At 68.5% G+C, this 26,618-nt stretch carries 23 protein-coding genes; 11 read left to right on the top strand and 12 right to left on the bottom strand.

The annotated features are described in order from the left end of the window. Positions 1-10: 10 nt before the first annotated feature. Genes kstD through ABZ552_RS25400 form a run of 3 tightly spaced genes read left to right on the top strand, consistent with a single transcriptional unit; the run spans position 11 to position 3,319 of the window. Positions 11-1,711, top strand: coding sequence for a 3-oxosteroid 1-dehydrogenase (gene kstD / locus ABZ552_RS25390; protein WP_357440183.1), 1,701 nt, complete (start codon positions 11-13; stop codon positions 1,709-1,711). Further along, complete coding sequence (locus tag ABZ552_RS25395; protein ID WP_281880008.1) at positions 1,711-2,442, top strand: glucose 1-dehydrogenase; 732 nt, start codon at positions 1,711-1,713, stop codon at positions 2,440-2,442. Before kstD ends, ABZ552_RS25395 begins: the two co-directional genes overlap by 1 nt. Positions 2,443-2,500: 58 nt before the next feature. Further along, positions 2,501-3,319: an SDR family oxidoreductase gene (locus tag ABZ552_RS25400; RefSeq protein ID WP_357440186.1), complete on the top strand. Its 819-nt coding sequence runs from the start codon at positions 2,501-2,503 to the stop codon at positions 3,317-3,319. Between the two features lie 120 nt (positions 3,320-3,439). Here the strand turns inward: ABZ552_RS25400 and ABZ552_RS25405 are convergent, their stop codons facing one another. The 5 genes from ABZ552_RS25405 to ABZ552_RS25425 form a co-directional block, all read right to left on the bottom strand. Continuing rightward, positions 3,440-3,877 (bottom strand): peptidase inhibitor family I36 protein, encoded by a 438-nt coding sequence (locus tag ABZ552_RS25405; RefSeq protein ID WP_357440189.1) that lies wholly within the window; start codon positions 3,875-3,877, stop codon positions 3,440-3,442. Between the two features lie 70 nt (positions 3,878-3,947). After that, a complete protein-coding gene (locus tag ABZ552_RS25410) occupies positions 3,948-4,916 on the bottom strand; it encodes an AraC family transcriptional regulator (protein ID WP_281880015.1) in 969 nt (322 codons plus the stop codon). Between the two features lie 290 nt (positions 4,917-5,206). Next, on the bottom strand, positions 5,207-5,404 hold the full coding sequence (locus ABZ552_RS25415) for a hypothetical protein (RefSeq protein ID WP_357440192.1): 198 nt from the start codon (positions 5,402-5,404) through the stop codon (positions 5,207-5,209). A gap of 12 nt (positions 5,405-5,416) precedes the next feature. Then, complete coding sequence (locus ABZ552_RS25420; RefSeq protein ID WP_357440195.1) at positions 5,417-5,902, bottom strand: hypothetical protein; 486 nt, start codon at positions 5,900-5,902, stop codon at positions 5,417-5,419. After that, the gene (locus tag ABZ552_RS25425; RefSeq protein WP_357440198.1) at positions 5,899-6,114 is read right to left on the bottom strand and encodes a hypothetical protein; all 216 of its coding nucleotides are present in this window, start codon (positions 6,112-6,114) and stop codon (positions 5,899-5,901) included. Before ABZ552_RS25425 ends, ABZ552_RS25420 begins: the two co-directional genes overlap by 4 nt. Positions 6,115-6,598: 484 nt before the next feature. Between ABZ552_RS25425 and ABZ552_RS25430 the strand changes: the two genes are divergently transcribed. From ABZ552_RS25430 to ABZ552_RS25440, 3 genes are all read left to right on the top strand, one after another. Next, positions 6,599-7,906, top strand: a complete 1,308-nt coding sequence (locus ABZ552_RS25430) for a helix-turn-helix domain-containing protein (protein WP_357440201.1) — start codon at positions 6,599-6,601, stop codon at positions 7,904-7,906. After that, a complete protein-coding gene (locus ABZ552_RS25435) occupies positions 7,903-8,799 on the top strand; it encodes an aminoglycoside phosphotransferase family protein (protein WP_357440203.1) in 897 nt (298 codons plus the stop codon). The genes ABZ552_RS25430 and ABZ552_RS25435 overlap by 4 nt, the downstream gene beginning before the upstream one ends. 348 nt (positions 8,800-9,147) lie before the next feature. Continuing rightward, positions 9,148-9,540, top strand: a complete 393-nt coding sequence (locus ABZ552_RS25440) for a hypothetical protein (RefSeq protein WP_357440205.1) — start codon at positions 9,148-9,150, stop codon at positions 9,538-9,540. Between the two features lie 30 nt (positions 9,541-9,570). Here ABZ552_RS25440 and ABZ552_RS25445 read toward each other — a convergent pair whose 3' ends face one another. Then, positions 9,571-11,172, bottom strand: a complete 1,602-nt coding sequence (locus ABZ552_RS25445; protein WP_281918302.1) for a FadD3 family acyl-CoA ligase — start codon at positions 11,170-11,172, stop codon at positions 9,571-9,573. Positions 11,173-11,539: 367 nt separating this feature from the next. Here ABZ552_RS25445 and ABZ552_RS25450 point away from each other — a divergent pair, with 367 nt between their 5' ends. Both ABZ552_RS25450 and ABZ552_RS25455 read left to right on the top strand, forming a co-directional pair. Continuing rightward, positions 11,540-13,702, top strand: coding sequence for a pyruvate, phosphate dikinase (locus tag ABZ552_RS25450; RefSeq protein WP_281918303.1), 2,163 nt, complete (start codon positions 11,540-11,542; stop codon positions 13,700-13,702). After that, complete coding sequence (locus ABZ552_RS25455; protein WP_281918304.1) at positions 13,692-14,477, top strand: tyrosine-protein phosphatase; 786 nt, start codon at positions 13,692-13,694, stop codon at positions 14,475-14,477. The genes ABZ552_RS25450 and ABZ552_RS25455 overlap by 11 nt, the downstream gene beginning before the upstream one ends. A 51-nt stretch (positions 14,478-14,528) precedes the next feature. On the opposite strand, the gene ABZ552_RS25460 is transcribed toward ABZ552_RS25455, so the two are convergent. The 3 genes from ABZ552_RS25460 to ABZ552_RS25470 all read right to left on the bottom strand — a co-directional run bounded on the left by ABZ552_RS25460 (position 14,529) and on the right by ABZ552_RS25470 (position 18,533). Then, positions 14,529-14,729, bottom strand: a complete 201-nt coding sequence (locus ABZ552_RS25460; RefSeq protein ID WP_281880031.1) for a hypothetical protein — start codon at positions 14,727-14,729, stop codon at positions 14,529-14,531. A 416-nt stretch (positions 14,730-15,145) separates the two neighbouring features. Next, positions 15,146-16,051, bottom strand: a complete 906-nt coding sequence (locus ABZ552_RS25465) for a tyrosine-protein phosphatase (RefSeq protein WP_281918305.1) — start codon at positions 16,049-16,051, stop codon at positions 15,146-15,148. Positions 16,052-16,130: 79 nt separating this feature from the next. Next, positions 16,131-18,533, bottom strand: a complete 2,403-nt coding sequence (locus tag ABZ552_RS25470; protein ID WP_357440210.1) for a PEP-utilizing enzyme — start codon at positions 18,531-18,533, stop codon at positions 16,131-16,133. A gap of 162 nt (positions 18,534-18,695) precedes the next feature. Between ABZ552_RS25470 and ABZ552_RS25475 the strand changes: the two genes are divergently transcribed. The 3 genes from ABZ552_RS25475 (at position 18,696) to ABZ552_RS25485 (ending at position 22,292) form a co-directional block, all read left to right on the top strand. Beyond that, the gene (locus ABZ552_RS25475) at positions 18,696-20,177 is read left to right on the top strand and encodes an FAD-dependent oxidoreductase (RefSeq protein WP_281918307.1); all 1,482 of its coding nucleotides are present in this window, start codon (positions 18,696-18,698) and stop codon (positions 20,175-20,177) included. 97 nt (positions 20,178-20,274) lie between these two features. After that, complete coding sequence (hsaA, locus tag ABZ552_RS25480; protein WP_281880036.1) at positions 20,275-21,438, top strand: 3-hydroxy-9,10-secoandrosta-1,3,5(10)-triene-9,17-dione monooxygenase oxygenase subunit; 1,164 nt, start codon at positions 20,275-20,277, stop codon at positions 21,436-21,438. After that, positions 21,438-22,292 carry an alpha/beta fold hydrolase gene (locus ABZ552_RS25485; protein WP_281918308.1) on the top strand — a complete coding sequence of 285 codons (855 nt, stop codon included), beginning with the start codon at positions 21,438-21,440 and terminating at the stop codon, positions 22,290-22,292. Before hsaA ends, ABZ552_RS25485 begins: the two co-directional genes overlap by 1 nt. 16 nt (positions 22,293-22,308) lie before the next feature. On the opposite strand, the gene ABZ552_RS25490 is transcribed toward ABZ552_RS25485, so the two are convergent. The 3 genes from ABZ552_RS25490 to ABZ552_RS25500 form a co-directional block, all read right to left on the bottom strand. Then, positions 22,309-24,588, bottom strand: a complete 2,280-nt coding sequence (locus tag ABZ552_RS25490) for a LuxR C-terminal-related transcriptional regulator (protein WP_281918309.1) — start codon at positions 24,586-24,588, stop codon at positions 22,309-22,311. A gap of 141 nt (positions 24,589-24,729) precedes the next feature. After that, the gene (locus ABZ552_RS25495) at positions 24,730-25,959 is read right to left on the bottom strand and encodes a bifunctional 3,4-dihydroxy-2-butanone-4-phosphate synthase/GTP cyclohydrolase II (protein WP_281918310.1); all 1,230 of its coding nucleotides are present in this window, start codon (positions 25,957-25,959) and stop codon (positions 24,730-24,732) included. Between the two features lie 61 nt (positions 25,960-26,020). Next, entirely contained in the window at positions 26,021-26,596 is a 576-nt protein-coding gene (locus tag ABZ552_RS25500; RefSeq protein WP_281880041.1) for a PadR family transcriptional regulator, read from the bottom strand. Positions 26,597-26,618: the final 22 nt, after the last annotated feature.

The raw sequence follows: 26,618 nt of genomic DNA on the forward strand, positions 1-26,618 counted from the left end.
AAGCGATGCGATGACTCAGGAATTCGAATTCGACGTGGTGGTAGTCGGCTCCGGGGCCGCGGGCATGACCGCCGCGCTGACGGCCGCCTACCGCGGGCTGTCGGTCACGGTGATCGAGAAGAGCCGCTCCTTCGGCGGGTCCACCGCGCGGTCCGGCGGTGGCATCTGGATCCCGAACAACCCGGTGCTGCAGCGCGAAGGCGTGCCCGACAGCCCGGAACTGGCCCGCACCTATCTGAAGGCGGTGGTCGGCGATCGGGTGCCGGACGCCAAGCAGCGCGCCTTCCTCGATCGCGGACCCGAGATGATGCGCTATCTCGGCGCTCGCAGCAAATACTGGGAATTCGTCTACGACCGCGGCTATTCCGACTACCACCCGGAATTCCCCGGTGGCCTGGCCCAAGGGCGCAGCATCGAGCCCGCGCCGCTGGACGGACGACTGCTCGGCGGCGATCTGCACAAGATCAATCAGCCGACCATGTCCGGACCGAAGGGCATCGCGTTCACGGTCAGCGACTTCCACGATCTGAACATGATCGCCCGCACCTGGGCCGGCAAGCGCACCGCGATCAAGGTCGGGATGCAAGCGGTCGGGAACAAGCTGCGGGGGCGGTTGCCGCTGAGCCTGGGCAAGGCGCTGGCGGCCCGGTTGTGGCTGTCGCTGCGGGACGCCGGGGTCCCGGTGTGGCTGAACACGCCGCTGACCGAGCTGGTCACGGAGGGTGACGCGGTGGTCGGCGTGCGCGCCGAGCACGACGGGACGCCGGTGGTGATCAAGGCGCGCCGCGGGGTGGTGCTGGCGGCGGGTGGCTTCGAGCACAACCTGGCGATGCGCGAGCAGTACATGAGCGGTCCGCAGTCCACCGAGTGGACGGTGGGCGCCACCGAGAACGTCGGGGAGGGCATCGTCGCGGGCCAGAAGGCCGGTGGCGCGGTGGATCTCATGGCTGACGCCTGGTGGGGTCCGTCCGTGCGCAACCCCGATGGGCCGCCGTTCTTCTGTCTGGCCGAGCGTTCCCAGCCCGGCGGCATCATGGTCAATCACGCGGGCGAGCGATTCGTCAACGAATCGGCCCCGTACGTGAACGTGGTGCACAAGATGTACGAGCAGGAAGCGACGGGCGTCGGGCACATTCCGGCGTACTTCATCATGGACCAGCGTTTCCGGGACCGATACCTGTTCCTCGGGAACTTCCCCAAACGTCCTCTCCCGCAGAAATACCTGGATGCCGGGATCATCAAGCAGGCCGAGACGCTGGCCGACCTCGCCGCCCAGATCGGCGTGCCGCCCGCGGCGCTTTCCGCGACGGTCGAGCGTTTCAACCGCTTCGCGCTGGCCGGTCGCGACGAGGACTTCCGGCGCGGTGATTCGGCGTACGACCGCTACTACGGCGATCCCACCGTGCGGCCGAATCCGTGTCTGGCTCCCGTCGAACAGGGCCCGTTCTACGCCGTCGAGATGGTGCCGGGCGATCTGGGCACCAAGGGCGGATTGGTCACCGACGAGCACGCTCGCGTCCTCGACAGCGGCGACCGGCCGATCCCCGGCCTGTACGCGGCGGGGAACAACTCGGCCTCGGTGATGGGCAACGACTACGCGGGCGCGGGCGCGACCATCGGTCCCGCCATGGTGTTCGGCTACATCGCGGCCGGTCACCTGGCCGACAACCAGCCTGGCGCGACTGCGCGGGCAGTGGAAGGAGAACGCTGATGGGACGGGTGGACGGCAAGAATGTCATCGTGACCGGCGGCGCCCGGGGCATGGGCGCGGCGTTCGCGCGGCGGCTGGTCGCCGAGGGCGCCACGGTGGCGATCACCGACGTTCTGGTGGACGAAGGCGTGGCGCTGGCTGCCGAGTTGGGCGACGCCGCGACCTTCCTTCCGCTCGACGTCACCGACGAGTCGGCGTGGAACGATGTGGTCGCCTACACCGAGAAGGTGTTCGGGCCGGTCTCGGGTTTGGTCAACAACGCGGGCATCGTGCACGTCGATCCGATCGAAAAGCTGTCGGAAGCCGACTTCCGCAAAGTGATCGACGTCAACCAGGTCGGGGTGTTCCTCGGCATGAAGGCGGTGCTGGGGTCGATGCGCCGAGCCGGAAGCGGCTCGATCGTCAACATCTCCTCGATCGGCGGCATCATCGCCTTCTCCAACATCCTCGGCTACACCGCGTCCAAATGGGCGGTGCGCGGCATGACCAAGACCGCCGCGCAGGAGTTCGCCGCCGACGACATCCGCGTCAACTCGGTGCATCCCGGCGTCGTGGTCACGGAGATGACCGCGGACTCCGCGCGCTCGCAGGGCATGTCGGGCAACCAGCCGATCCGCCGAGCCGGCCGACCCGAGGAACTGGCGAACCTGGTGCTGTTCCTGATCAGCGACGAGTCGAGCTTCAGCACCGGCTCGGAATTCGTGGCCGACGGCGGCTACACGTCCCTGTGACGACGTCCGGCAGGGCAACCCGGCGGACCTACCGCCGACCGAGACAAGGAAAACAACCGTGAAGAACTTCGAGGGCAGAACCGCCGTCATCACCGGCGCGGGCGCGGGCATCGGCCGGGCGGTGGCGATCGAACTCGCCCGCCGCGGCGCCCGGCTGGCGCTGTCGGGCCGCAACGTGGACAACGTCGCCGAGACCGCGGCGCTGTGTGGCAAGGAAGGCGCCCAAGTCCGCGCCTACAAACTGGACGTGACCGACCGGGACGCGGTCTATCGGCACGCCGACGAGGTGGCCGAGGACTTCGGCCGGATCAACCTGGTCGTCAACAACGCCGGAGTCTCGCTGACCGCGAACGTGGAAGAACTCAGCTGGGCCGACTTCGAATGGATCGTCGGCATCAACTTCTGGGGCGTCGCGTATGGCACCAAGGCGTTCCTGCCCCATGTCATCGCCTCCGGTGACGGGCACATCGCGAATGTGTCCAGCATGTTCGGCCTGGCGGCCTGCCCGAGCCAGGGCGCCTACAGCGCGACGAAGTTCGCCATCCGGGCGCTCACCGACGCGCTGCGCCAAGAGATGACCATCGCCGGACACGCGGTCGGCGTCAGCAGTGTGCACCCGGGCATGATCAAGACCGACATCGCCTGGAAGGCGCGGGCGGGCGGCGATCGCGATCGCGACGCCTTGGCCGCCAACTTCGACCGCCTGGCCAAGACCACCCCCGAGCACGCCGCACGGGTCATCGTGAACGGCATCCGCAAGAACAAGGCGAAGATCCTGATCGGCACGGACGCCCATGTGATCGACTGGCTGCCGCGCCTTTTCGGAGCCGGCTACCAGAAGATCCTGACCGCGCAGATGAAGAACGAAGTCGCCTGACGGTCCGGGGCCTTCCCGCCGAGGTGGTCCTACCGCGCTCGAGAAGTTCGAGAACTTCGATGACGTAGACCCTTCCGGTTGCGCGCCGGGAGGGTTTACCGAGTTTGCAAATCGCAACTCTCAGTGGCAGACCCACAGGGCGTCGGCCTTGTTGTCACCGCTGGCGGGCACATTGCCCTTGCTGTTGTCGGGGACCGAGACGAGCAGTTGCCATTCCTGACCGGTCCAGTTGTAGACCCCGACCGTCTTTCCCGTGCGGTTCCAGTACGAGCTCAGACGATCTCCAAGTCCTTCGTTGCCGATGTCGTGCAACAGGCAGTTGTTGTCGACCTGCACGAACATGCCGGCACCGCCGCGCTGGTCGTAGCCGCAGAACAGTCCGCCGGGGCAGTCGTAGGCCGCAGACGCCGGTGCAGGCGCGAGGGCTGCGCCGTACCCGGCGACCGCGAGGGTGGCCGCCGCCGCGACACTGAGACGGCGGAACAGTTTGAGTGACAACATGATTGACCCTTCGAAGCCGATGGGATCGGGTATCGGTGCGGCGGGAATCCGCCGCACTCATGATGGGTGGACCGGACCGCCCGCGACTATCCACCTCGCGCGAGTTCTGTCCGGGCTGCGCGGCGGGTCAGGCGCGCAGCGTCACCGACGGCGGCACATCCCATCGCCGCCGGTACAGGGCCGAAAAACGGCCCAGATGCCAGAATCCCCAGTCTGCGGCTACCGCGGCGACCGTGGTCTTGGTGGGGTCCGCGGCGGCCAGCGCGGCGTGCACGCCCACCAGCCGAGCTTCACGCAATCGCGCCGTCGGTGTGGTGTCGAGGTATCGCCGGAAGCCCTCCTGCAGGCTCCGCACCGAAAGTCCTACTGCCTCCGCGATATCGGTGACGGTGAGCATTTCGTGCGCGTGGTCGGCGATGAGTTGTTCGGCGAGGCGGATGGGACGCGGCGTCGAGTTCCCTGGGGCACCGTCGAGCAGGAGCTCCGAGTAGCTGTTCGGCTGCGCCAGCAGGAGTTGGGACATCATCAGCTGCTCGACCTGCGGCCGCAGCCGCGGATCCAGGAACAGGCCGGGGCCTTCGGCGTCGGCTTGCAGCATGCGCAGCGATTCGAACCAGATCCGGGCGGCCGGTGACCGCAATTGCATCGCGACGGCCATCCGCAGCGGACGATCCGGCGGCCGGCCCAGCATCCGCCGCAAATGGTCGTCCAACGCGGCACGGTCGAATCGGACGAGTAGTTGCCTGCTGCTCTCGTGCCAGTTCATGTCCAGGGGCGCGTCCGGGTCCGGAACCGAGGCCACCGCCGGGTCGGAGGCGATATCCGTGGTCCCGTTGAGCACCCGGGCCCACCCGGCCAGCGGAATTTGAACCAGGCGGAAGGTTTCGATGGGTTCGGTCCGGATCCGAACCTGAACCCCGTAATGCTTGTAGACCAGGCCGACATCACCGTACCGGACGACATTGCAGCTGGCCTCCATGGTGGAGGCGCCCGGATCGAGCCGGTGCTCACGCAGAATGCCGCTCATCCCCGCCCGGGCCACGTCGGGGTCAGCGGTTCGGAAATAGCGATGCCCCGACAGCGGTTCAACGAACATTCCGACTGCCCTCCAAGCAGCAGGCGCCGCGCCAACGGGCCTGGATCAGCGGATGTCGAAGGTATTGTCCGCCGACACCTGCGGATACACAATCGGTTTCGCATCGCGCCCCCGAACCATCGGCCAGCAGTCCGCGAAGAACGGCGTCCCCACTATCACCGGGCGCGTTCCCGCCCTGCGGCAACTCATCTTGCAGGCACCGGCGCCAGCCCCGAGCACGCCGCCCCGGTCATCGTGAATAGCATTTGCAAGAACAAGGCGAAGATCCTGCTCGGCCCTGACGCCGTCACTCAGCAGTCGTCCTCGATCAGCAACAGATAGGCCGCTTCCAGGTGGACGATGCACTCGTCCGGGTGATGGAACCGATGGACAGATCGCAGCTCCTCCGCGCGTTCCGGCGTCAGCTCCAGCAGGTGGACATTGCACATGAACTCCGCCGGTTTTCCGTCCGCCTGCACGAATGTTTTCTGCTCCAGTGGTTCTGGCACGGCGAACCTCACTCACATATCCGGGGGCAATCGCCGCCCCGTCGTCAACTCCGCGACCAGGCAGTTGTAGGCGTCACTGATCCGCGCCACCCGAAACGCGTCCTCGTGGGTCTGGCTGTCGAGATAGTTCAACCACAACTCCGCGAGGCGGGAGACAACCAACCCGACAGTTTCGGTGTGCCAGACTCCGGCGACATGTCGGCGGTTCCGGAGCACCTCGACCACGTTCTGGTCGATCGCGGTGGCGAGCCCCATCAGCTGGCCTTCGGCAGTCGTGAAGTCCTTGACCGCTTGGCGAAGCGCAATGATGGACATCGCGTCTGGCACATTCAACCGCCGCAGCGCTTCGCGGCGTTGGTGGTGCACGGGGATCATGGCAGCGGCCGTATCGGTCAGGCATGTCAACGGTGACGTCACCACGTCGCCCCGGAACGCGCGCTGGAGGTGCTTCGCGTTCGGAAACAGGAGTAGCTCGTTCGTCATGGCAGCGACACTCACCGAGACTTGCTCGGCGTGGGGACGACCCGACCGGCCTCGACACGAGCTTGGACCGCTGCTGCCTTGCGCGGGCAATACTGTGCGTCACAAGCGACGTGGAATTGCATGATCGTGTGGGCCTGGTCAATGGAAAACGGTGCGTCAGGTGCCAGGTTGGTTTCCTGCTGCGTGATGGCGGCGAGTTGGTGAATGGCGAGCGTGCTGTACGGCATCGAGTACCTCCGGGAGTAGTGCCGAGCGATGGCGGTACCCGGCACCAAGGGCTTTCGCCACCGACCCCGGCACTGGGATCGATGCGCCCGAAAAGCGAGGCGTCGGCTCGGTGCCGGATACCAGCACCTACCGTCGCCCACGTGGACAGTCGGTCGGTATGCCGAATCTCTGCCCAGCATCATGTATCCGGGACATATGCACGGCAGATCCGGCCGGAAGGACGTGCGGCACGCAATACCGGTTGACCAGCGGTTGGGCAATATGCATAGAACGTATAGTTGCCGCTCGCATCCGGTGATAATCTCCGCCCGACCAGGGCAAACGGTGTATGACCCGACTGAACCGGGGGCATTGATGACGCGGGCGCCGAAGCCGCCGCGGTACTGCACGCGCTGCGGAAACCGGCTGAACAGTTACAACGGGCAGCCGTATTGCGGCCCCTGCGCGGCCGGCCTCCGAGAGGAGATGGTGCACCCGCCTCAGGTGCCTTTCGGGTTCTGGCAGACCGATCAAATGCGCGATGCGCTTGCTACGTGGCACATGGGGCGGGTTGTCGCTGCTTATCGGACGCATCCGTACCACGGCCGCACCTTGCCGCAGGAACTCGTCGCCGGCTGGCTCGGACTGACGCAAGCACAGCTCAGCCGTCTGGAGAAAGGTCGAGCGCCCGAGTATCTGTCGAAGCTGATCCGGTGGGCACAGGTGCTCGGCATCCCCGGTGATCTGTTGTGGTTCAAGCTGCCCGGCGCGTCCGCCGCTACGCTCGACAACGTGAAGCGCCAGGATTTTCTCCGTGCCGCGCTCGGCGTCACGGTGACAGGTGCCGCCGCGCCGCTGATGGACTTCTTGGATGCGATCCAACCCACGCCGGTGCCGTCGACGGTGGGCGCGACTGAAGTCGAGCAGATCCGCCGCACTGCCTATGAGTTCAGCGCGTGGGATCACGCGTACGGAGGTGAGTTGGTCCGTGAAGCGGTCGCCGCGCAACTTCGTTACGCCGTATGCCTGTTGAATGCCCACTGCTCGGAGAAACACCGGGCCGACCTTCGGAGCGCAGTGGGGTTTCTCGGCCACACCGCGGGATTCATGGCCTTCGACGCCTACGCCCATGCCGACGCCCGAGGCATGTTCCGCCTCGCCTGGACCTGTGCCGAGGAAGCGGAAGACTGGCATCTACGAGGCAAGGTGCTGTCTTCGATGGCCCGTCAGGCGATCTGGTGTGGCAACCCTGACGACGGCCTGACCTACATCGAACTCGCGATGGTGCGCTCAGACCGTTTGACTGCCACCGAGCGTGCCATGTTGCACTCTGCCAAGGCGCGGGCATTGGCGAAGCTTCACCGCGTGGAAGAAGCCATGTGGGCGGTGGGGCAGGCGGACGAGGCGTTTTCTGAATCGTCGCCGGAGAATGACCCGCCATGGATGGCGTACTACGACGCCGCACAGCACTTCGGCGACACCGGCCACGCGCTGTTCGACCTCGCCGTACAGGGCCGGTTCGCCTCCGAAGCGAAACAGCGTCTGGAGGCTGCCGTTGACGGGCACACCGATTCCTACGTCCGATCACGCGCCATTTCGGGAATCAAGCTGGCGTCGCTCACGATGGCCACCGGCGATCCACAGGAAGCCGCCGCGTTCGGTACGGCCGCCTTGGTCGATGCGGGTCATATCCGCTCGCGGCGGGCCGCTGACGATCTTCGCGAACTCGCGAGCTTCGCCGAACAGCATCACGACGTTACCGAAGTCGACGAATTGCGGACGCGGATCGACACCGCCGTGGTGGGGGGATGAGCGACGCGTCCGGTCACGAGCCGTCCTCTGTCCTCCGAGTCGCTTGTCGGACGGCCGGAATCGATCCGGCCGACGCCGAACTCCTCCGGTTGGGTGAGAACGCCATCTACCGGTTGCCCATTGGCATCGTGGTACGGATCAGCCGACCGGGACAACGCGCTGCCGCATCGCGGGAGGTGATGGTGGCGCGATGGTTGGAGGCTTCCGGCGTCGACGCTGTACAGGTCGTCCCCGACGTTGAACAGCCGGTTGATGCTGAAGGGCACTCCGTGACGTTCTGGAGAGAACTGCCATCCCACCATCACGGCACGCCCGCGCAGGTGGCCGGAGCGTTGAAGAAGCTTCACGCCCTGACGCCGCCCGCCTCGTTCGACCTCGGCAAGATTGCGCCATTCGTGCGGCTGGACGAGCGGATCGCCGGCGCGGACTTTCTGCCTGACGATGACGTGCGGTGGATGCGCCGGCATCTGGCTGACCTGCGACAGCGATGGGAGAAGCTGCCAAGGGGCTTGCCATGGTGCGTGATTCACGGTGACGCCTGGGTGGGCAACGTCGTGGCCGCCGACGATGGCCGGGTGATTCTGCTCGATCTGGAGCGCACGTCGGTCGGACCGCCGGAGTGGGACTTGGTGCACACGGCGATCAAGGGGACGTCGTTCGGCTGGATCAGTGTGAAACAGTACGACGAGTTCTGCGATGGCTACGGTTATGACGTCACAGCGTGGGAGGGCTTCGAACTACTACGGGACATCCGGGAGTTCCGAATGACGACGATGGCCGTGCAGATGGCGGCGACCGACCTGAAATGGCGAAAGCAGGCGAACCATCGACTACGGTGCGTTCGTGGCAATAGCGGCGGAAGGCCTTGGGCGGATTGGCATGCCCTGGAATGAAAGAACAATTAGCTCGTGCGGTAGCGACTCGAGTGCGGATTGTGTCGAGGTACGTGACCGGATCGGGAGTGTCCCGTTGTGGATAATGTGTGCGCTAGGCCACGTAAGCGGCAGCTTGGATTCCTCGGTTACTACTGGTTCTTGACGTTCGAACAAGCCTCCGAACTACATTCATCGGCGGAGGCGTGTCAGCGAGCGTTAGATGTCACCCGCTTCCATCCGGTTCATCCAAATGCTCTGCATCTGACACTGGATCGAATTGCACATCGTGGAGAGAGAGTTGAGCAGCTCACCCGGGTCGAATCAGCGGCGCGCCGCGCGTGCGCAGACCAGGTACCGAGGAGCACTGTGAGTAACGACGACCACGGCGGTAGGGTCTTCCGCGAAGCGTGGATTGTCGGCGTCACCACGCACTACCCGGGTACGCCGAAGGATAGTTACATCGCGCCCTGGGAGGACACGCCGGACTGGGAGCGCGCCAGTGCGGCGGCGGTCTACCGCCAGGTGGTCGACTTCATCGGGCTCACGCAGAACGCGGCAGCTCGCCTGAGTCCGGAACTGAAAGGGCAGTTCGTCGCGATCTGCTGGATCGGGCAGATCTTGGCGCGGATACCTGATCCGAAGCCTGGTTATATCGCGCCCTGGGACCAGTTGCCCGAGTGGCAGAAGAAGACGGATATCGGAATTTTCGAGGCAATCGAGCGCCAAGTGGAGTCCTCGGAGTCCTCGGCCGCCTCGTAGCCATACCCAACGGATACATACTCGCGGTGCTCAGGGCTGCGCCTCACGCGAACACAGGACGCGTTTGAGGACCTTGCCGTTGGCGTTCCGGGGTAGTGCCGGTACGACCTCGATACGACGCGGGAGCTTGTGGGCGGCCAGATGAGGTCGGACCCAGGCGATTAGCTCCGCGGGCTCGATTTCGGCGATGCCGTCGGGGACGACGAAGGCGTGGCCGACTTCGCCGAGACGGGCGTCGGGGACGCCGATCACTGCGGCTTCTGCGATGGCGGGGTGGGTACGGAGGATGCGCTCGATTTCAGCGGGGTAGACGTTGAAACCGCCGACGACGAACATGTCCGTGCGGCGGTCGGTGATGCGCAGGTAGCCGTCGGCGTCAAGGGTGCCGATGTCGCCGGTGTGTAACCAGCCGTCCGCATCGATGGCGGTCGCTGTTGCCGCGGGATCATCGAGGTAGCCGTGCATCACATTCGGGCCGTGCAGCACTATCTCGCCGGGGTGACCGATCGGCAGCGGCTGCCCGGCGTCGTCCACGATCTGAATCCGCACGTCCGGCAACGCTTTTCCTACGTTGTTTCCGAGCTGGATCGCAGGGGCATCGGATGGGCAGACCGTGGCGACACCGGTTGATTCGGTCAGTCCGTATCCGGTGAAAACTTCTCCGGCACCCAGTTCACGGCGGATTCGCTCCACCAACTCCATCGGCACGCTGGAACCACCGGTGCCCGCCAGGCGCAGCGAGCTCAGGTCACGAGGGACGCGCCGGTGGTGGGCGAGCAGGTCGTGGAAGAGCGTCGGAGGACCGGTCAGCACGGTGATCCGCTCGCGCTCGATGACGCCGAGCACCCGCTCCGGGTCGAAGCGGTCCACCGGCACCATGGTGGCGCCGCGCAGCAGGCACGCGATGATCCCGGCCTTGTAGCCGAAGGTGTGGGCGAACGGGTTGACCAGCAGATATCTGTCGTCGCCGGATAGCGTGACCGCATCGGCCCAGTGGGTGAAGGCCTCGATCGTCTGCCGGTGCGTGGTCGGCACGCCTCTCGGCACGCCGGTGGTGCCGGACGTGAACAGGATGTCGGAGATCGACTCCGGGGCCACGGACGCACTCCGCGCGTCGGCTTCCGCGACGGTTATCACCTCGCCGAGGGCGAGGAAGTCAGCCCAGGAGAGGTCCTCGGGTCTGTCTTCGCGGGACTCGTCGAGAAAGGCGACGGTCCGCAGCTCCGGCAGCGCGTGTCCCGATTCCCGGAGCATTCCCGGGTAGTCGTTGCCGAGGAAGTCGCCCACGGTGAGCAGCATGCGGCACCGGCTACGAGCGAGGATGCCCGCTGCCTCGGGACCGCGCAGTCGAGTGCTGAGCGGAACCAGCGTCGCGCCCGCACCCAGCACGCCGAGCGCGGCGATCACCCAGCGCGCGGTGTTGGGCGCCCAGATCGCCACCCGCTCGCCGGGCCGCACCGATCGCGCCATCACCGCCTGTGTGACACGCCGCGCTTCCGCGGCGAGTTCGGCGTAGGTGAGCTGCCCCTCCGGTGACACCACCGCGATCCGGGCGCCGTCCCGCTGTGCCCGCTCGGCCAGCACTGCCGGAATCGTCGCGAGTTCAGCGGTCGCTGCACCGCGTCGATCCATGCCGTGATCGTGCCGCATCGACTGTTCCACGCGGTGTGATCGCGGCCGAATATCCCGTTGACCGGGAATTCTTTCCCGGTCACGCGTTCGCGGGAGCCCGTGCGCCGCCGCACGGGTACCGGTATCAGCGCGGCAAACCGATCGAGCGACGGCCAGCGGAGTCGGACGACACGCCGCATCCGGCGGCTCATCGGGACCGTCCTGCTCAGCGGGACCACGGGTACGGCAGGTGACCGATGGCACGGCAGGCTCGAAACGAGCGACCGGTGTGTGCGCCGCGGGTTCGCGTCCGGTCCGGCACGGACCGGTGTGCGAGGTTCCGAATCGCGCTGGGGCGCGGAGTGTTCAGTGAGTGCTAAGGAGTGACATGACGGCCGGAGCAGAGCTAGCGGAGCGAAACGACGAGGCAGCGGGCGCGGGGCCGGTCGTCGAACTCGACGGCGCCTGTTCGCTGTCCCGGGAACGCATCGGCGGGAAGGCGTGGAGCGTCAACCGCATGCGCGCGCTCGGTCTGCCGGTGCCGCCCGCGTTCGTCATCACCATCGAGGGATGGGCCGACTTCTCGGCGCGCGGGGAGATCGGCGAGGACGTCTGGCACGGTGTCGAGGCGGGCATCGCCGCCCTGGAACGCGGCACCGGGAGGAGCTTCGGAGCCGGCGCCCGTCCACTGCTGGTGTCGGTCCGCTCCGGCGCCGTGGTGAGCATGCCGGGAATGATGGACACGGTACTGAACCTCGGCATGAACGAGGCGGTCGCGCGGGCCCTGGCGGCGGAGAGCGGGAATCCGGGCTACGCGGTGGATACGCGGGAGCGGTTCCGGACCCAATATCGCGAAACCGTGCTGGGTGATCCCGCCGGTGTGGTGCCCGAGGATCCCTGGGAGCAGTTGCGGGCGGCGATCAGCGCGGTGTTCCGGTCCTGGGATTCGCCTCGGGCGCAGACGTATCGGCGCAACCGCGGCCTCGCCGGAACCCTCGGCACCGCCGTGACGGTACAAGCCATGGTCTTCGGCAATCTGGACGAGAGATCCGGCACCGGGGTGCTGTTCAGCCGCAACCCGAACACCGGCGAGCGCTCGCTGTTCGGCGAATGGCTGGTCGGTGGGCAGGGGGAGGACGTGGTGTCCGGCCGGACCACCCCGCGACCGCTCGATGAACTGGCCACCGTGCTGCCCGAGGTGCACGCCCAACTCGTCACGGCCGCCGACTTGCTGGAACGCGACGGCCGCGACATCCAGGACATCGAATTCACCGTCGAATCCGGCGTCCTGTGGTTGTTGCAGTCCCGCGCCGCCAAGCGATCGGCGCGCGCGGCGGTGCGCGCCGCGGTGGCGATGGCCGAGGAAGGACTCATCGGCGCCGAGGAAGCGCTGAACCGGGTCACCGCCGAACAGGTGCGGACCGTGCTGCGTCCGGCCACCGGCGAGTATTCGGGGACGCCGCTGGCACGCGGTGAATCCGCGTGTCCCGGGCTGGCGTCCGGCGTCGCCGTCAGCGATCCGCACGAGGCCGAACGTCGTGCGGAAGCCGGCGAGGACGTGATCCTCGTGCGCCCCACCACCAGCCCCGATGACCTGCACGGCATGATCGCCGCGCGGGCGATCGTCACCGGGCTGGGCGGCGCCACTTCGCACGCCGCGCTGGTCAGCCGCGAGATCGGCAGGCCGTGTGTGGTCGGCTGCGGCCCCGGCGTCGTCGCGACACTGGCCGGTCGGGTGGTGACCGTCGACGGTGGCGCGGGCACGGTCTGGCCCGGGCGGGTCGAAGGCAAGCCCGTCGACGCGAGCACCCTCGCGGACGTCGGCCGACTGGCCGAGTGCGCGGGCACCGACCGGGACGGGTTGGCGGCCTGGCTGGGCGCGCGGGCGAGCGAGGACGCGCCGAAGGTGGACGTGGCGTCCCCGGCACCGGTGACGGAGATTCCCGAACTCGATCTGCTGCGGCTGATCGGGATCAAAGGCCGGGCCGCCCACGACGCGCTGGCCGCAGGCGTAGGTGCGCCGACCGAGATCGTCGCCGCTCGATGTGCGGAACTGGTGGCCGGAGGCTGGTGCGCCGCGACGCCGATCGGTGTACGGCTCACGCCGGAAGGCAGACAGCACTTGCACGGCCTGCTGGCGACGGAACGACGAACGGTCGACCGCGCCGCGATCGCCTCCGTCTATGCCGAATTCTGCGATTTCAACGGGGTTTTCAAAGAAATCGTCACCGCGTGGCAGATGAAAGATCCGGCCACCGTCAACGATCACGCCGACGCCGATTACGACGGCGCGGTACTGACCCGATTGACCGATCTGCATCGCGCCGCTCAGCCGCTGCTGCGGCGGATCGGCGTGGTCGCACCGCGGCTGGCCCGGTACTCCGACCGGTTCGCGCAGGCGATCGAGCGGATCGCGGCCGGTGATCACGCCTGGGTCGCCCGGCCCGTGCTGGACAGTTACCACACCGTGTGGTTCGAGCTGCACGAGGACCTGATCGGACTGTGCGGCCTGAGCCGCGCCGACGAGGCGGCGGCCGGCCGTGCCCACTGACATCGCGGGGGAGTCGACGGTGCCCGGTGACCGGTGGGTCGAGTTCGCGCAGATCGACAACGTGCGTGATATGGGCGGGCTCCCGGTGCAGGGCGGCGGCACAACCCGGTTCGGCGTGGTCTACCGTTCCAGCACACCACAGAATCTCACCGAGTCCGATATGGCGAAACTGCTCGGACCGATCGGTTTGCGCACCTTGATCGACCTGCGGCTGCCCGACGAAGTGGAGCGCGAGGGCTACGGACGGCTGGCCACCGCCGACGTGCGGCGGGTCTGCCTCCCGGTGCGGAAGTCGCCGCAATCCTCACTGGCGGCACGCGATCTGGTGCCGGACTCCACCCGCGTCGATCTGGTGGACCTGTACCAGAAGCTGCTGGCGGGCAGTGCCGATTCCATCGTGGCGGCGGTACGGCTCGTCGTCGACGCGGAACGCCACTCGGTGCTGTTCCACTGCGCCGCGGGCAAGGACCGCACCGGAGTGCTCGCAGCGGTGCTCCTGGACGCGGTGGGCGTACCGCCCGAGGCGATCGCGGCCGACTACGCGCTGACCGGCGAACGCATGCACCGAGTCCGCGACCGCCTCGACGCGCTCCCGTCCTATACCGGGCTGCCCCCGGTGAGCACCGGCATTCTCGGCGTGGAGGCCGAGGTGATGGTGCGTTTCCTCGCGAACCTGTCGGCCGAGCACGGCGGCGCCGCCGAATGGTTGCTGAGCAGCGGTCTCACCACCGTGGAGCTGGCGCGACTGCGTGAAGTGCTGATCGCGCCGGAATAGGACTCGCGTGTGCGGCGCCCGGCACACGGGCGCCGCAGAGGTGGCGACTGATCAGGCCTGCACGGGATCGGCTCCGTCGCGCTGGACGACCGAGTCGCCGACATCCAGCATCTTCCACGATTTCCGATTCACACGGACCTTTATCGTGCTGCCATCCTCCAGCCGGATATGCAGTCGCCGATACAGATTCGCTCCATCGAGCAATCCACGCGACTTCTTGACGACCGTCCCGCGCAACTCTCGCTGTACCACTGCTCGTCTCCTCGTTCGTCTCGGCCGCTGACGCCGTAGCGATTCCCCGACCGGCGCAGTTCCAGTGTTGTTTCCCCTCACGTTCGGGACATCAGCAGTGAGAGGCATCTTTCCTATGACGAAAGTCGGACATCGCAGGTGGGTGGCCGCACCTTCAGTCGTACGAATACTCATCCACGGCGGTGACCGCGCGGTCTCCTGCGCACGTGAATCGCCGCGGACGACTCGGCGGGAGCCCGCTCGGGCAACCGATGCACTCTCGTCTACGGGTCAGCACGCCCTGATCCACATCGACGAACTCGTCGCACGGCTGAGTGCACGCCCGACCAGCGATACCCCGCGGTTCACCTCCGGCGGGTCGAACGACTGAGCGGGCCCGGTGGACAACATCCACCGGACCCGCTCTTGGTCTTCGACTACCGAGGCAGGAGTTTCGATTTCAGCGCCTCGAGCGTCGCACTGTCCACGCCCAGCCCCTCGGTGACGAACCGGTCGAACGATCCGAAGGACGCGCCGGCCTGGTCGAACGCGGCGTCGAGGAAGTCGCTCTGCACGCCGAGGATCGGATCGAACAGCGCCGGGTCGGTGACCAGGCCCTTGGCCACCAACCCGTCCATCAGCGCCTTGTTGCCCGCGGCCAGGTTGTCGTTCGATTCCAGATAGTCCTTGTACACCTGGCCCTTCGGCACGCCGAGCGCCGTCATGAGGATCGCGGTCATCCACCCGGTGCGGTCCTTGCCCGCGGTGCAGTGGAACAACACCGGACCGCTCGCGTTGGCGACATCCCGAATGGCGGTGCCGAACTGAGCGCGCGCCGTGGTGTCGGTGACCATCCAGCGGTAGTAGTCGCGCATGATGCCGGCGGCCTTACCGTCGCCGAACGTCTGTTGTTGCACGGCCGGACCGCCCTGTATCGCCTTGCCCACCATCAGGTAGAAGTCGTTGGCCGGGTCGTACACCGGACGCGCGAGTGCGGGAATCGACGCCGGAAGTTTGTCGGGGTTGGCTCCCGACTCGTTCGGGCTGCGGAAATCGATCACCGCGGTGATGCCCGCCGCCACCAGCTTCTGCTGGTCGGCGGCGGTGAGCTTGTCGAGGGCGTCGGTGCGGAAGACCACGCCCGTACGCAATTTGCCGTTGCCCTGGGTGGGATAGTCGCCGATGTCCCTGGCATTCGGCGCTGTCGAGAGCTGCATCGAGCGGTCGTGCACTGTGTGCACGATCGCAGGGCCCGCGAAGGCAGTGGTGGTGGACGGGAACACGGCGATCAATGCGGCGGCGACACCGGTCATCGCCCCGCGTAGAGCACGCGAAATCGTCACTGAATCATTCCTTCCATGGGATCGCGGCCCGGCGACGCCGAACCGGTAAGGGGCCGGGGTGCGCCACCCCGGCCCCGGCTCAGGCGTCGACGAGCAGGGTGACCGTGCCGGCCGACCCGTCGACGCGCACCCGCTGCCCGTCGGCAAGCCGCGTGCTGGCCGTCTTGGTGTCGACGACGCAGGGGATGCCGAATTCCCGGGCTACGATGGCGGCGTGTGAGGCGGAACCCCCGATGTCGGTGACCACGGCCGCGGCATAGGCGAACATCGCGGTGTGCCCGGTGTCGGTGACCGAAGCCACCAGGATGTCGCCCGGTTCGATGTCGTCGTCCAGCGACAGCACGCGTTTCACGGTGCCTTCCACGACGCCGGGGCTCACTCCGATGCCGGTGAGGCTGTCTCCGGGCGTCAACGCGTCCGCGGCCGGGAGCGGTTCCCAGTCGCCCGCGATCACATCCGGCATGCGGACGCCCTGCAAGCGGGCCAGTTCCGCGCGCCGTCGGGCTACGCGCTCGGCCAGGTCGGCAGGCGCCCAGAGGATCTCGTCGAGGGTCAGGAAACAGGCGTCCTCGGCCTGTCGCAGCAGCCCTTGCCGGATCAGCCGTTCCGCCCGCTCGCGCACGGCGAGACGCAGGCAGTGGGTATACCGGACGACGGCGTCGCGGACGCGTTCGCGCGCCATGGTCGCGCCCGCCGCCATCCGCGCGGTGCGGCTCGGCGACGGGTCGACCGGTTCCCGCTTGGGCGCGGGCATTTGGGCGGCGCGGGCGGCGGCGGTCACCAGCAGTTCGGGCCGGTCGCCGAAGGTGGGGTTGATCAGCTCGCACTCGCCCGGGCCGCGATGCCCGATCCGGCGCAGCTCCTCGTCCAGCGCGGCGGAGAACGCGGGCGAGGCGGCCCGCGCCGCCGCGACATCGCCGGAATGCGCCGCGTCGTGCAACGCGGCGTCGGCACGGCACAGCGCGGCAAGGCGTTCCACCGCGAGCATGGTCCTGGCCGACTCCAACCGCTCCAGGTCGATGGGCACGTCGGCGGCTTCCTTGCCGCGGGAGTGGATGGCAGTGGCCGCGCCGGTCATCATCACACCGATGGACGCCGCCGCCCAAGACTGGTTCAGTCGGTCCCGCCACAGCAGGGCCCGCGCGTGCAGTTGCTCGTCGGTGAGCTCGCGGATCGCGGCGGCGCCCAGTGATTCCTGATGCGCGGCGGCGTTGATGCCGTCGGTGGTTTCGCGATAGCGCAGCGCGGTGCGCAGCACCCGGCCGGCTGCGCGCCAGGTGGCGCGGGTGCTGGCGAAACCGCTCGGGGTGGGTGGCTTGCCGTGCGGGGTCAGCGAGATCTCGGGGGGAATGTTGCCATAGACGTCGCGGCGGATGCTCTGCTCGTCCCAGCCCGGCATGTTCTCCGCGGCGAGCACCCCGATGGAGGCGTTGATGTAGATGTGGTGCCCGAGCACGGTGGTGACCCGGCTGGTCCAGTGCTCCAGCGCGATCCCGTCCAGCGCGATCATCCTGCCCATCGCGGCGTTGGCCAGCCGGATCGCGCCCGCCTGCAGATCCACGGTGAGCGGCGTGAGCGGTCCGGGCAGCGCTTCGGACGTATTCGTCGCGGTGTGCACCGGGTAGGCCGGATCGACACGGTCGTCGAATTCGCCCTCGAGACCTTCCGGCGCCACCGACACCAGTTCATGGCCGTCCGAAGTGGCCGCGCGGGTGGGAATCACATAGCCCGGCAGCGGAATCGCCCCGGTCCGAGCGACGAGGTCGTCGCCGTCGACCTTGCGGCCCGCCAGTCCGCGGAGGACGTCCGCCGCGACTTCGGACGCGGTCCATCCGCAGCGGAATCCCCATTCGTCCTGTGCGGCGCTGGTATCCACCTCCGGCACAGTCCGACCACCTGCCATCCGCCGGACCGATCGTGTTCCGATCGCGGCGCGGATATGACGCACGTCCACACCGGAGACCACGCCGGGCGCGGCGAGTTCGACCACGCCGACGCGTGCCGACTCCGCCGCCAGCACCAGGAAACGCTCGAAGTCGTCGGTGTGCAGCACCTGGAATCCGCCCGCCCGGCGAGATCCGAGCAGCCGCCGCAGGATGCGCCAGCTCTCGCGCTCGACGCGCCTGCCCGCGACCGGTGCGGTGCGCACGATCAGAGCCCGCGCACCGCTGGACCGCACGATATCGTCGGCGGCCGAATCCGTCCCCGCGATGGTGGGAACCACGATGCGCGCTCCGGCCGCTCGGGCTGCCGTCGCGATCGCGGCGAGCGAACCGCCCAGATGCACCACCACCGCGCACTCGGCGACGGCCCGCGCACAGCTTGCCGGATCGTCCGGGTCACCGGTGAAAACCTGGACCCGAGGGTCGACGTACCGGTGCCGCGACCGGTCCGACCCGACTACGTCGTGGCCCGCGGCCAGCAGCATGCGCGCCACCGCGCGGCCGGTCGGATCGGACACTCCGGTGACCAGGACCCGCATGAATTCTTCCTCCTCGCTGGCGCCCACGCAGACGTGACGCCGTTCACACACCATCGCCACCCGGCGCGCCCGCGACGGTCCGCAGTCCCGCTGATCGGGACCGGAAGGTCGCTCACCAAGATGGGCGCCGGGCCACCGAGTGCCGAGCGGGAAGGTCGACATATGAGTGATCGGAATTCGGTCGTGCCGAGGGCCGCCGCCGATGTGCGCGCCTACGACATCGAGACCGATGTGCTGGTGGTCGGTTACGGATGTGCCGGGGCGGCCGCGGCGTTCGAGGCGGCAGCGGGCGGCGCGCAGGTGCTGGTACTCGATCGGATGAGCGGTCCCGGAGGCGCGTCGGCGCTGTCGGGCGGCGAGATCTATCTCGGCGGTGGCACGCCGATCCAACGGGCGTGCGGGTTCGACGACGACCCGGCCACGATGGCCGCGTTCCTGTCCGCCGCGCTCGGCCCGGGCGCCGACTGGGCCAAGATCACGCGCTACAGCGCGGACAGCGTCGCGCATTTCCACTGGCTCGCCGACCGTGGCGTGCCGTTCAAACCCAGCCTGTGGGATGCGCCGGCGTGGGTCCCGCCGACGGACGACGGGCTGATGTGGCTGGGGGAGAACAGCAAGCCGTTCGCCGACCTCGCCGCGCCTGCGCCCCGCGGCCATCGCCCGGCCGCCGCCGACTTCGGCGGCAAGCTGCTCATGGACTGCCTCGCCGAGGCCGCCCGATCAGCCGGTGCGACAGCGCTTTTCGACACCAGGGCCGCCTGCCTGATCGTGGCTGGTGACGGCACGGTCGTCGGCGTGGTGGCGCGGCGGTACGGCACGGAGCTGACCATCCGCGCCCGCCGCGGCGTCGTCCTGACCACCGGCGGATTCGTCGACAACGACGCCATGCTCGCCGCCCACGCGCCGCGATTGCTGGGACACACCAAGGTCAGCGCGGGCACCGACGACGGCAGCGGCATCCGGATGGCGCAGGCGCTCGGCGCGGCGGTGCGGCACATGTCGGCGGGGCAGGTCGGCATCTCGCTGATTCCCGGCCTGGCCGCGCGCGGCATGGTGGTGAACGGGCACGGGCAGCGGTTCATCAACGAGGACACCTATCCCGGCCGGATCGGCCAGGCGGCGCTGTTCCGGCAGGGGATGCGGACCTGGGTCGTGCTCGACGAACGGGCCTTCGACGAAGTGCCGGAACCACAGCGCTGGGGTGTGCGGCCCACCCATGTGGCGGAGACGCCCGAGGAACTCGCCGGGCTGATGGGCGTGCCCGCCGCGGCGCTGGCCGACACCATCCGTCGCTACAACAGCCACGCCGCGGACGGCGCGGATCCCGAATTCGGGAAAGCGCCACGCTGGGTGCGGCCGCTCACGCCACCGCTGGCCGCGATCGACGCGCGGGCGGGAGTGCGGCCGCCGTCGGAGTCCGGCGATCGCCGCGGAACCGGCGCGTCCGTCTTCACCCTCGGCGGTCTGCACACCTCGCTCGACGGCGCCGTGCTCGACCTCGACGGCGTCCCGATCCCGGCCCTGTTCGCCGCGGGCCGCGCCGCGAGCAACCTGCACGGCGAGGGCTACATCAGCGGCACTTCGCTCGGCGACGGCACCTTCTTCGGCCGCCGCGCCGGCGCCGCCGCGGCCCGCACCAGCTGATCCGGGTGGCGGGTTCCGGTCATCGGGATGGATCGGATCCGACGGCACCGCACCGGCCTAGCGTCGAAAGACGGCACTACGAGGAGGACTACCGCATATGACCAACAAGGTGCTCGATCGGGTACGGGATCTGCTGCCCGCGATCCGAGAACGAGCGGCCGACGCCGATCTGCAGCGCAGAGTGCCCGAGCAGAGCATCCGGGAGCTGACCGAGGCGGGGGTGTTCCGCATGCTGCAGCCGTCCCGATTCGGCGGCGACGAATCCTCACCGGTCGCGTTCTACGAGGTGATTCGTGCCATCGCCACCGCCTGCCCGTCCACGGCGTGGGTGTCGTCGGTGCTGGGCGCGCACCCGTGGCAGCTGGCGCTGTTCCCGCTGGAAGCGCAGCAGGACGTGTGGGGCGCCGATCCGGACACGCTGGTGTCGTCGTCGTACGCGCCGACCGGCAGGCTCACCCCCGTCGAGGGCGGCTTCGAGATCAGCGGTCGCTGGAGCTTCTCCTCCGGGTGCGATCACGCCCGCTGGGCGTTCCTCGGTGCGGTCGTGCCGAACGACGAGGGGGGAGCGGAATACCTGACCGTTCTGGTGCCGCGCACCGATTACCGGATCGAAGACGTCTGGCACGTGTCCGGGTTGTCCGGCACCGGCAGCAACGACATCGTCATCGAGCACGCGTTCGTGCCCGCCTACCGGACCTACAGCGCGAGTGAGCAGGCCGAGCTGCGCGGACCCGGTCAGGAGGTCAATACCGCTCCGCTGTATCGCATCTCGTTCGGCGCGGTGTTCTCCAACACCATCACCGCCCCCATCATCGGGGCCGCGCAAGGCGCGTACGAAGCGCACATCGAGCGCATGCGCGAGCGGGTGCGGATCTCCTATGGCGGGCAGAAGGCCGCCGAGGATCCGTTCGCGCACGTGCGGGTCGCGCGCGCCGCTTCCGAGATCGACGCGGCCGTGCTGCAGATGGAGCGCAACATCAGCGAACAGCTGCGCTACGCCGAAGCGGGGGAGGAGATCCCGTTCGAACTGCGAGTGCGCAGCCGGCGCGACCAGGTGCGCGGCACCGAACGCGCCATCGAGGCCGTCGACCTGCTGTTCGACAACTCGGGCGGTCACTCGATCCGCAAACCCAACCCGATCGAACGGCACTGGCGCGACGCGCACGCCGGCAGCGTGCACGTCATCAACGACGTCGAGCGCGCGCTCGTCCTCTACGGCCGGGACGCGTTCGGGCTGCCGGTCACGGATCGGATGATCTGATGACGCTCACCGCCGAGAACACCACGCGCTGGAGCACGACGGACGGTCTCCGGCTGCGTTACCACGAGGCGGGGTCGGGCGCGGCGCTGGTGTTGTTGCACGGTTCCGGACCGGGCGTCTCGGGCTGGGCCAATTTCGGCGCGAACCTGCCGGTACTGGCCGAACGGTTCCGCTGCCTGATCGTGGATCAGCCGGGCTTCGGCGCCAGCGGCCGCCCGGCGGTGTACGAACGCAACTACCTGCGCATCTCCGCCGACGCGGTGCTCGGACTACTCGACGACCTCGGCCTGGACCGGGTGCACCTGCTGGGCAATTCGATGGGCGGCGCCGTCGCGACGCTGCTGGCGCTGGAACATCCCGAGCGGGTCGACCGGCTGGTGCTGATGGCGCCCGGCGGCGTCGGGGTGAACGTGCTGGGGCCGGAACCGTCCGAGGGCATCACGCGGTTGCTGGAGTTCAGCGCCGATCCCACCAGGGAGCGCCTCATGCCGTGGCTGCGCACCATGGTGTCGAATCCCGCGACCTTGACCGAGGAACTGGTCGCTGCCCGGCTGGCCGCCGCCGCGGATCCGGACGCCATCGCCGCGCTGCGCGACGCTTACGCGACGTTCGCCGATCCAGCGCTCGCCGAACCTGTCCCGCTGTGGGCCAGGTTGCGCGGCCTGCGCCCGGAGACGCAGATCCTATGGGGCCGCGACGACCGGGTGACACCGGTGGAGGCGGCGCTGTTGCCCGCACGCCAGATACCGAATGCCGATCTGCGCGTTTTCGCCCGCTGTGGTCATTGGGTGCAGATCGAGCGCAAGTCGGCGTTCGAACGCGCCGTCGCCGACTTCTTCACCGGCGGGTTGTGATCGCGGCCCACGTCGATCACACCTCGTGATCGCGGACCCATCCCGCGATCTGGGTCCGCGAGGTGAAGCCGAGCTTGGTGAGGATGTGCTCGACGTGGGTCTCGGCGGTGCGCACCGAGATGACCAGGTCCGCGGCGATGCGTTTGTTGCTGTGGCCCGCGGCCACCAGGCGGGCGACGTCCTTCTCCCGGCGCGTGAGGACGTCCGCCGCCCGCGGCTCGGTCGCGGCGGCCCGCGGCGGCCGCGCAGCCGCGGGCGCGCGCCCGAGCGCGTAATCGATCGCCTCGCTCAGCGACAGCGTCGCGCCGCTGTCGAACAGCTCCTGGAACGCTCGCTCGCCCAATGCTTCACGCACACGGCCACGCATCTTGTCACCCAGCACGCCGGTGATGGCGTGGGCGAGGCGCACCGTACTCCGAGCGAGGATCTCCGCGGCGCCGAGCAGACGTGCGGCGCGTTCGAAGTCGGCTCTGGCCACCGCCGTCCAAGCCAGTCCTTCGAATCCGGAGGCGAGCCAGACGCACCGGTCGAACAGGCTGAACATCTCGATCGAGCGGGCCAGATAGCCGGTGGCGGCGTCCTGATCGCCGCGTCGCCAATGGTCCAGGCCCATCGACCACTGCGCCAGCCCGCCGAGCAGAGACGGTCCGCGTTCGGTGGCGACCCGCAGTAGCCGCTCGGCGAAAGCGGTGGAGCGCGCGTCGGAGAGCACCAGCGCGCACACGAAAGCGAAGGCGAGACTGTCCATCTCCATCGCGTGGTGCCCGCATTCGGCGGCCAGGTGCGTCGCCGTCTCGGCCAATTCGAGGGCGCGGGCGGTGTCCCCGTCGTTGAAGGCGAGCAACGCCGAGTCGAGCATCGCCTCCGCGAGAATGTCGGGCGCGTTGACTTTGCGTGCCAGCGCGACGCATTCGTCCACCAATTGCCGCGCGGACCCGCGATCGGACAGCAGCGCCGCGAGTGAGGCGGCCGCGGAGAGCCCGCGTGCGCGCAGCTCGGTCGGTTCCTCGAACTTCGCCAGCGCGTCGGTCAGCCAGCGGTAGCCCTCGGTGAGGAAACGGTTGTGCTCCCAGAACGGCCGCAGCACGGCGGCCATCTCGAGTGCCGACTGCGGTGCGTCGCCGAGGCCGAACTGCAGCGCCGCGCGCAGATTGGCGTGCTCGCGGTTCAGTTCGCGGAACCAGACCACGTCGTCGGAACTCCAGTACGCGGTCCGGCCGCGCAGCGCCAGCCGCCGATAGTGATCGTGGTGGCGCGCGCGGACCGCGAGCTCGTCCCCCCGTTCGGTCAGCCGGTCGTGGGCGAACTGGCGGATCGGCTCCAGCATCGAGTACCGGCCGACATCACCGTCGTAGCGCAGGCTCAGCACCGATTTGTCGACCAGGCCGGTTAACGCGTCGAACAGCGTCCGCGCGCCAGGAGCAGGCAGGCACACGGCTTCGGCGGCGTCGATGTCGAAGCCGCCGGAGAATACCGACAGCTGCTCCCATAACCGCTGTTCGGCCGGGGTACACAGGTCGTAGCTCCAGCGGATCGCCCCCTCGATGGTCTGCTGCCGCTCGGGCGCCAGGCGCGGCCCCGCGCTGAGCAGGCCCATGGTGTCGTCGAGCCGGGCGAGAATCTGCTCGGGAGTGAACATCCGGAAGCGCAGGGCGGCCAGTTCCAGCGCGAGCGGAATACCGTCCAGCCTGCGGCAGATCCCCGCCAGTGCGTCCCGGTTCGCGGGCGTGGCCGCGAAACCCGGGTTGGCCGCGCCCGCCCGCTCGGCGAGCAGTCGCATCGCATCGCTGTCCTCGGCCCTTCCGTCCGGTAGCGGCAAGGGCGCCACGGGCATGACCTGTTCCCCCTGCACACCGAGCACCTCCCGGCTGGTCGCCAGCACCCGCACCTCGGGAGTGGTGGCGACGATACGGCCGACCAGTTCCGCGCACGCGTCGATCAGGTGCTCACAGTTGTCCAGGATCAGCAGCAACCGTTTGTCCGCGAGGAACTCGGTCAGCCGCCGCAGGGGCGCCGCCGTGTCGTCGCGCAGCGCCAGCGCCTCCGCGACGCTCACCGTCACCAGGTCGGGGTCGTGCACGTCGGCCAGTTCGACCAGCCACACCCCGTCCGGGAAAGCGCGCGCGACCGCGACGCCGATCTGGCGGGACAGCCGGGTCTTGCCGACGCCGCCCGGACCGAGCAGCGTCAGGACCCGTGTCGTGGGCAGCAGACGCTTCGCCGCGGCGAGTTCCTCCTGGCGCCCGACGAAGCTGGTGACCTCGGCAGGGAGGTTGCCGATGGGACGCCGCGCCATGGGTGTCAACCCTAGGTACCGCACGTGGCGCGCAAGAGCGTTCTGGACAAATTCAACTCCGGTGGGCGTACCCGCGTGGTCCGCCGGCCCGGGGGCTGCGACGGCGTCCCCGGGACAGCGGACCGATCGAACCGTTGCCGCTCATCGGACGGCGACAGCGGTGTCGACCTCGGTCAACTGGTGGCGCATGCGGTCGCGCTTGGCGCGCAGATAGCGCACGTTGTGCTCGGTCGGGCTGGCCTGCAAGGGGATTCGCCGTTCGACGGCGATGCCGTATTCGGTCAGGCCCGCCTGTTTGGCCGGGTTGTTGCTGAGCAACCGGACCGACCGCACACTCAGGTCGGCCAGAATCTGCGCCGCGGCGCCGTAGTGGCGGGCGTCGACGGGCAGCCCGAGCCGCAGATTCGCGTCGACGGTGTCGGCGCCCCCGTCCTGCAGCTCGTATGCGCGCAATTTGTTCAGCAGTCCGACACCGCGTCCCTCTTGGCCGCGCAGGTACACCACGACTCCGCGGCCTTCGGCGGCCACGGCCTGCAGGGCGGCGTCGAGCTGCTCGCCGCAGTCGCAGCGCAGGGAACCGAACGCGTCACCGGTGAGGCATTCCGAGTGCACCCGGGTCAGCACGTCGTGCTCGCCCGGCGCGCCGAACACCAGCCCGAGATGCTCGGCGTGGTTCGTCGCGTCCCGATAGCCGATCAGCCGGAACTCGCCGAACGGGGTCGGCAGCCGGGTCTCCGCGATCCGGGCGACGCCCGGTTCGCGCCGGCGGCGGTAGTCGACCAGGTCGGCGATGGAGATGATCGGGATCCCGTGCACCCGGGCCATGGTCAGCAGCTCGGGCAGGCGGGCCATCGATCCGTTGTCGCGGACCACCTCGGCGATGACACCGGCCGGGCGCAGACCCGCCATCCGCGCCAAGTCGACGGCGGCCTCGGTATGCCCTCGCCGGCCGAGGACGCCGCGCGGATGCGCTCGCAGGGGGAACACGTGCCCCGGGCGGGTGAGATCCCGGGGTGTGGTGGCGGGGTCGGCCAGCAGGCGCATGGTGTGCGCCCGGTCGGCGGCCGAGATGCCGGTGTCCACACCCGCCGCCGCGTCCACCGAGACCGTGTAGGCGGTGCCCTTCGGGTCCTGGTTGACCGCCGTCATCGGCGGCAGTTCCAGGCGGTCCAGATCGTCGCCCGCCATGGGCACGCACAGCACGCCACTGGTGTGCCGTACCAGGAATCCGATGTTCTGCGGGGTCGCCATCTCCGCGGCGAGCACCAGGTCGCCTTCGTTCTCGCGGTCATCGTCGTCCACCACGAGCGCCATGCCGCCGCTCGCGATCGCCGCCACCGCGGCAGGCACCGTGTCCAGTTCACCGGTCATCGTCCGCCACCTCCATATGCCTAATAGAAATATGGCGAGGCTGGAACAACCAGGCGGCGTCTCACTCAGTGAGGCGATCGATATCCGCGAGCAGTTCGCGGGCGAAGTCGACCTCCGCCTCGTAGTGCCGGACGCACCAGCGCAGCACCAGTTCCGGATAGGCCCAGTCCGGATTCGCCTCGGCGCCTTTCGCGTCGGCTTCGGCGCGCTTGCGCATCCTCTCGGCGTAGGCGATGTGCTCGGTGAGGATGTCGCGCAGCCGGTCGGGCTCGGCGAGATTGCCGAGCCATGCCCGCAACATCACACTGTGCTTGAGCACCGGCGCCTCGACCGGCGCGTGATTGACCCAGTTCGCGGCGGCGGCACGGCCTTCCGGCGTGATGGCGTACATCCGCTTGCCGCGCACGCCGTCCTCCTGCACCACCGTGCGTGAGCTGGCGTAGCCGTGCTTCTCGAGGCGTTTGAGTTCGGCGTAGATCTGGCTGAACGACGGGCTCCAGTAGAAGAACTGCAGACTCCAGTCGGCCCATTTCTTCAGGTCGTAGCCGGAGAGCTCGTCGGCGTGCGAGAGCATGCCGAGCACGGCCCACGCGGTCGTCGGCAGGTCGGGCACCGCGGGTGTGCCGCCATCGGTCATGGTCGGACTGTACCGGTCAGGC

It is taken from the genome of Nocardia sp. NPDC019219, from assembly GCF_040632645.1.
Taxonomy (GTDB): Bacteria; Actinomycetota; Actinomycetes; order Mycobacteriales; family Mycobacteriaceae; genus Nocardia; species Nocardia sputorum.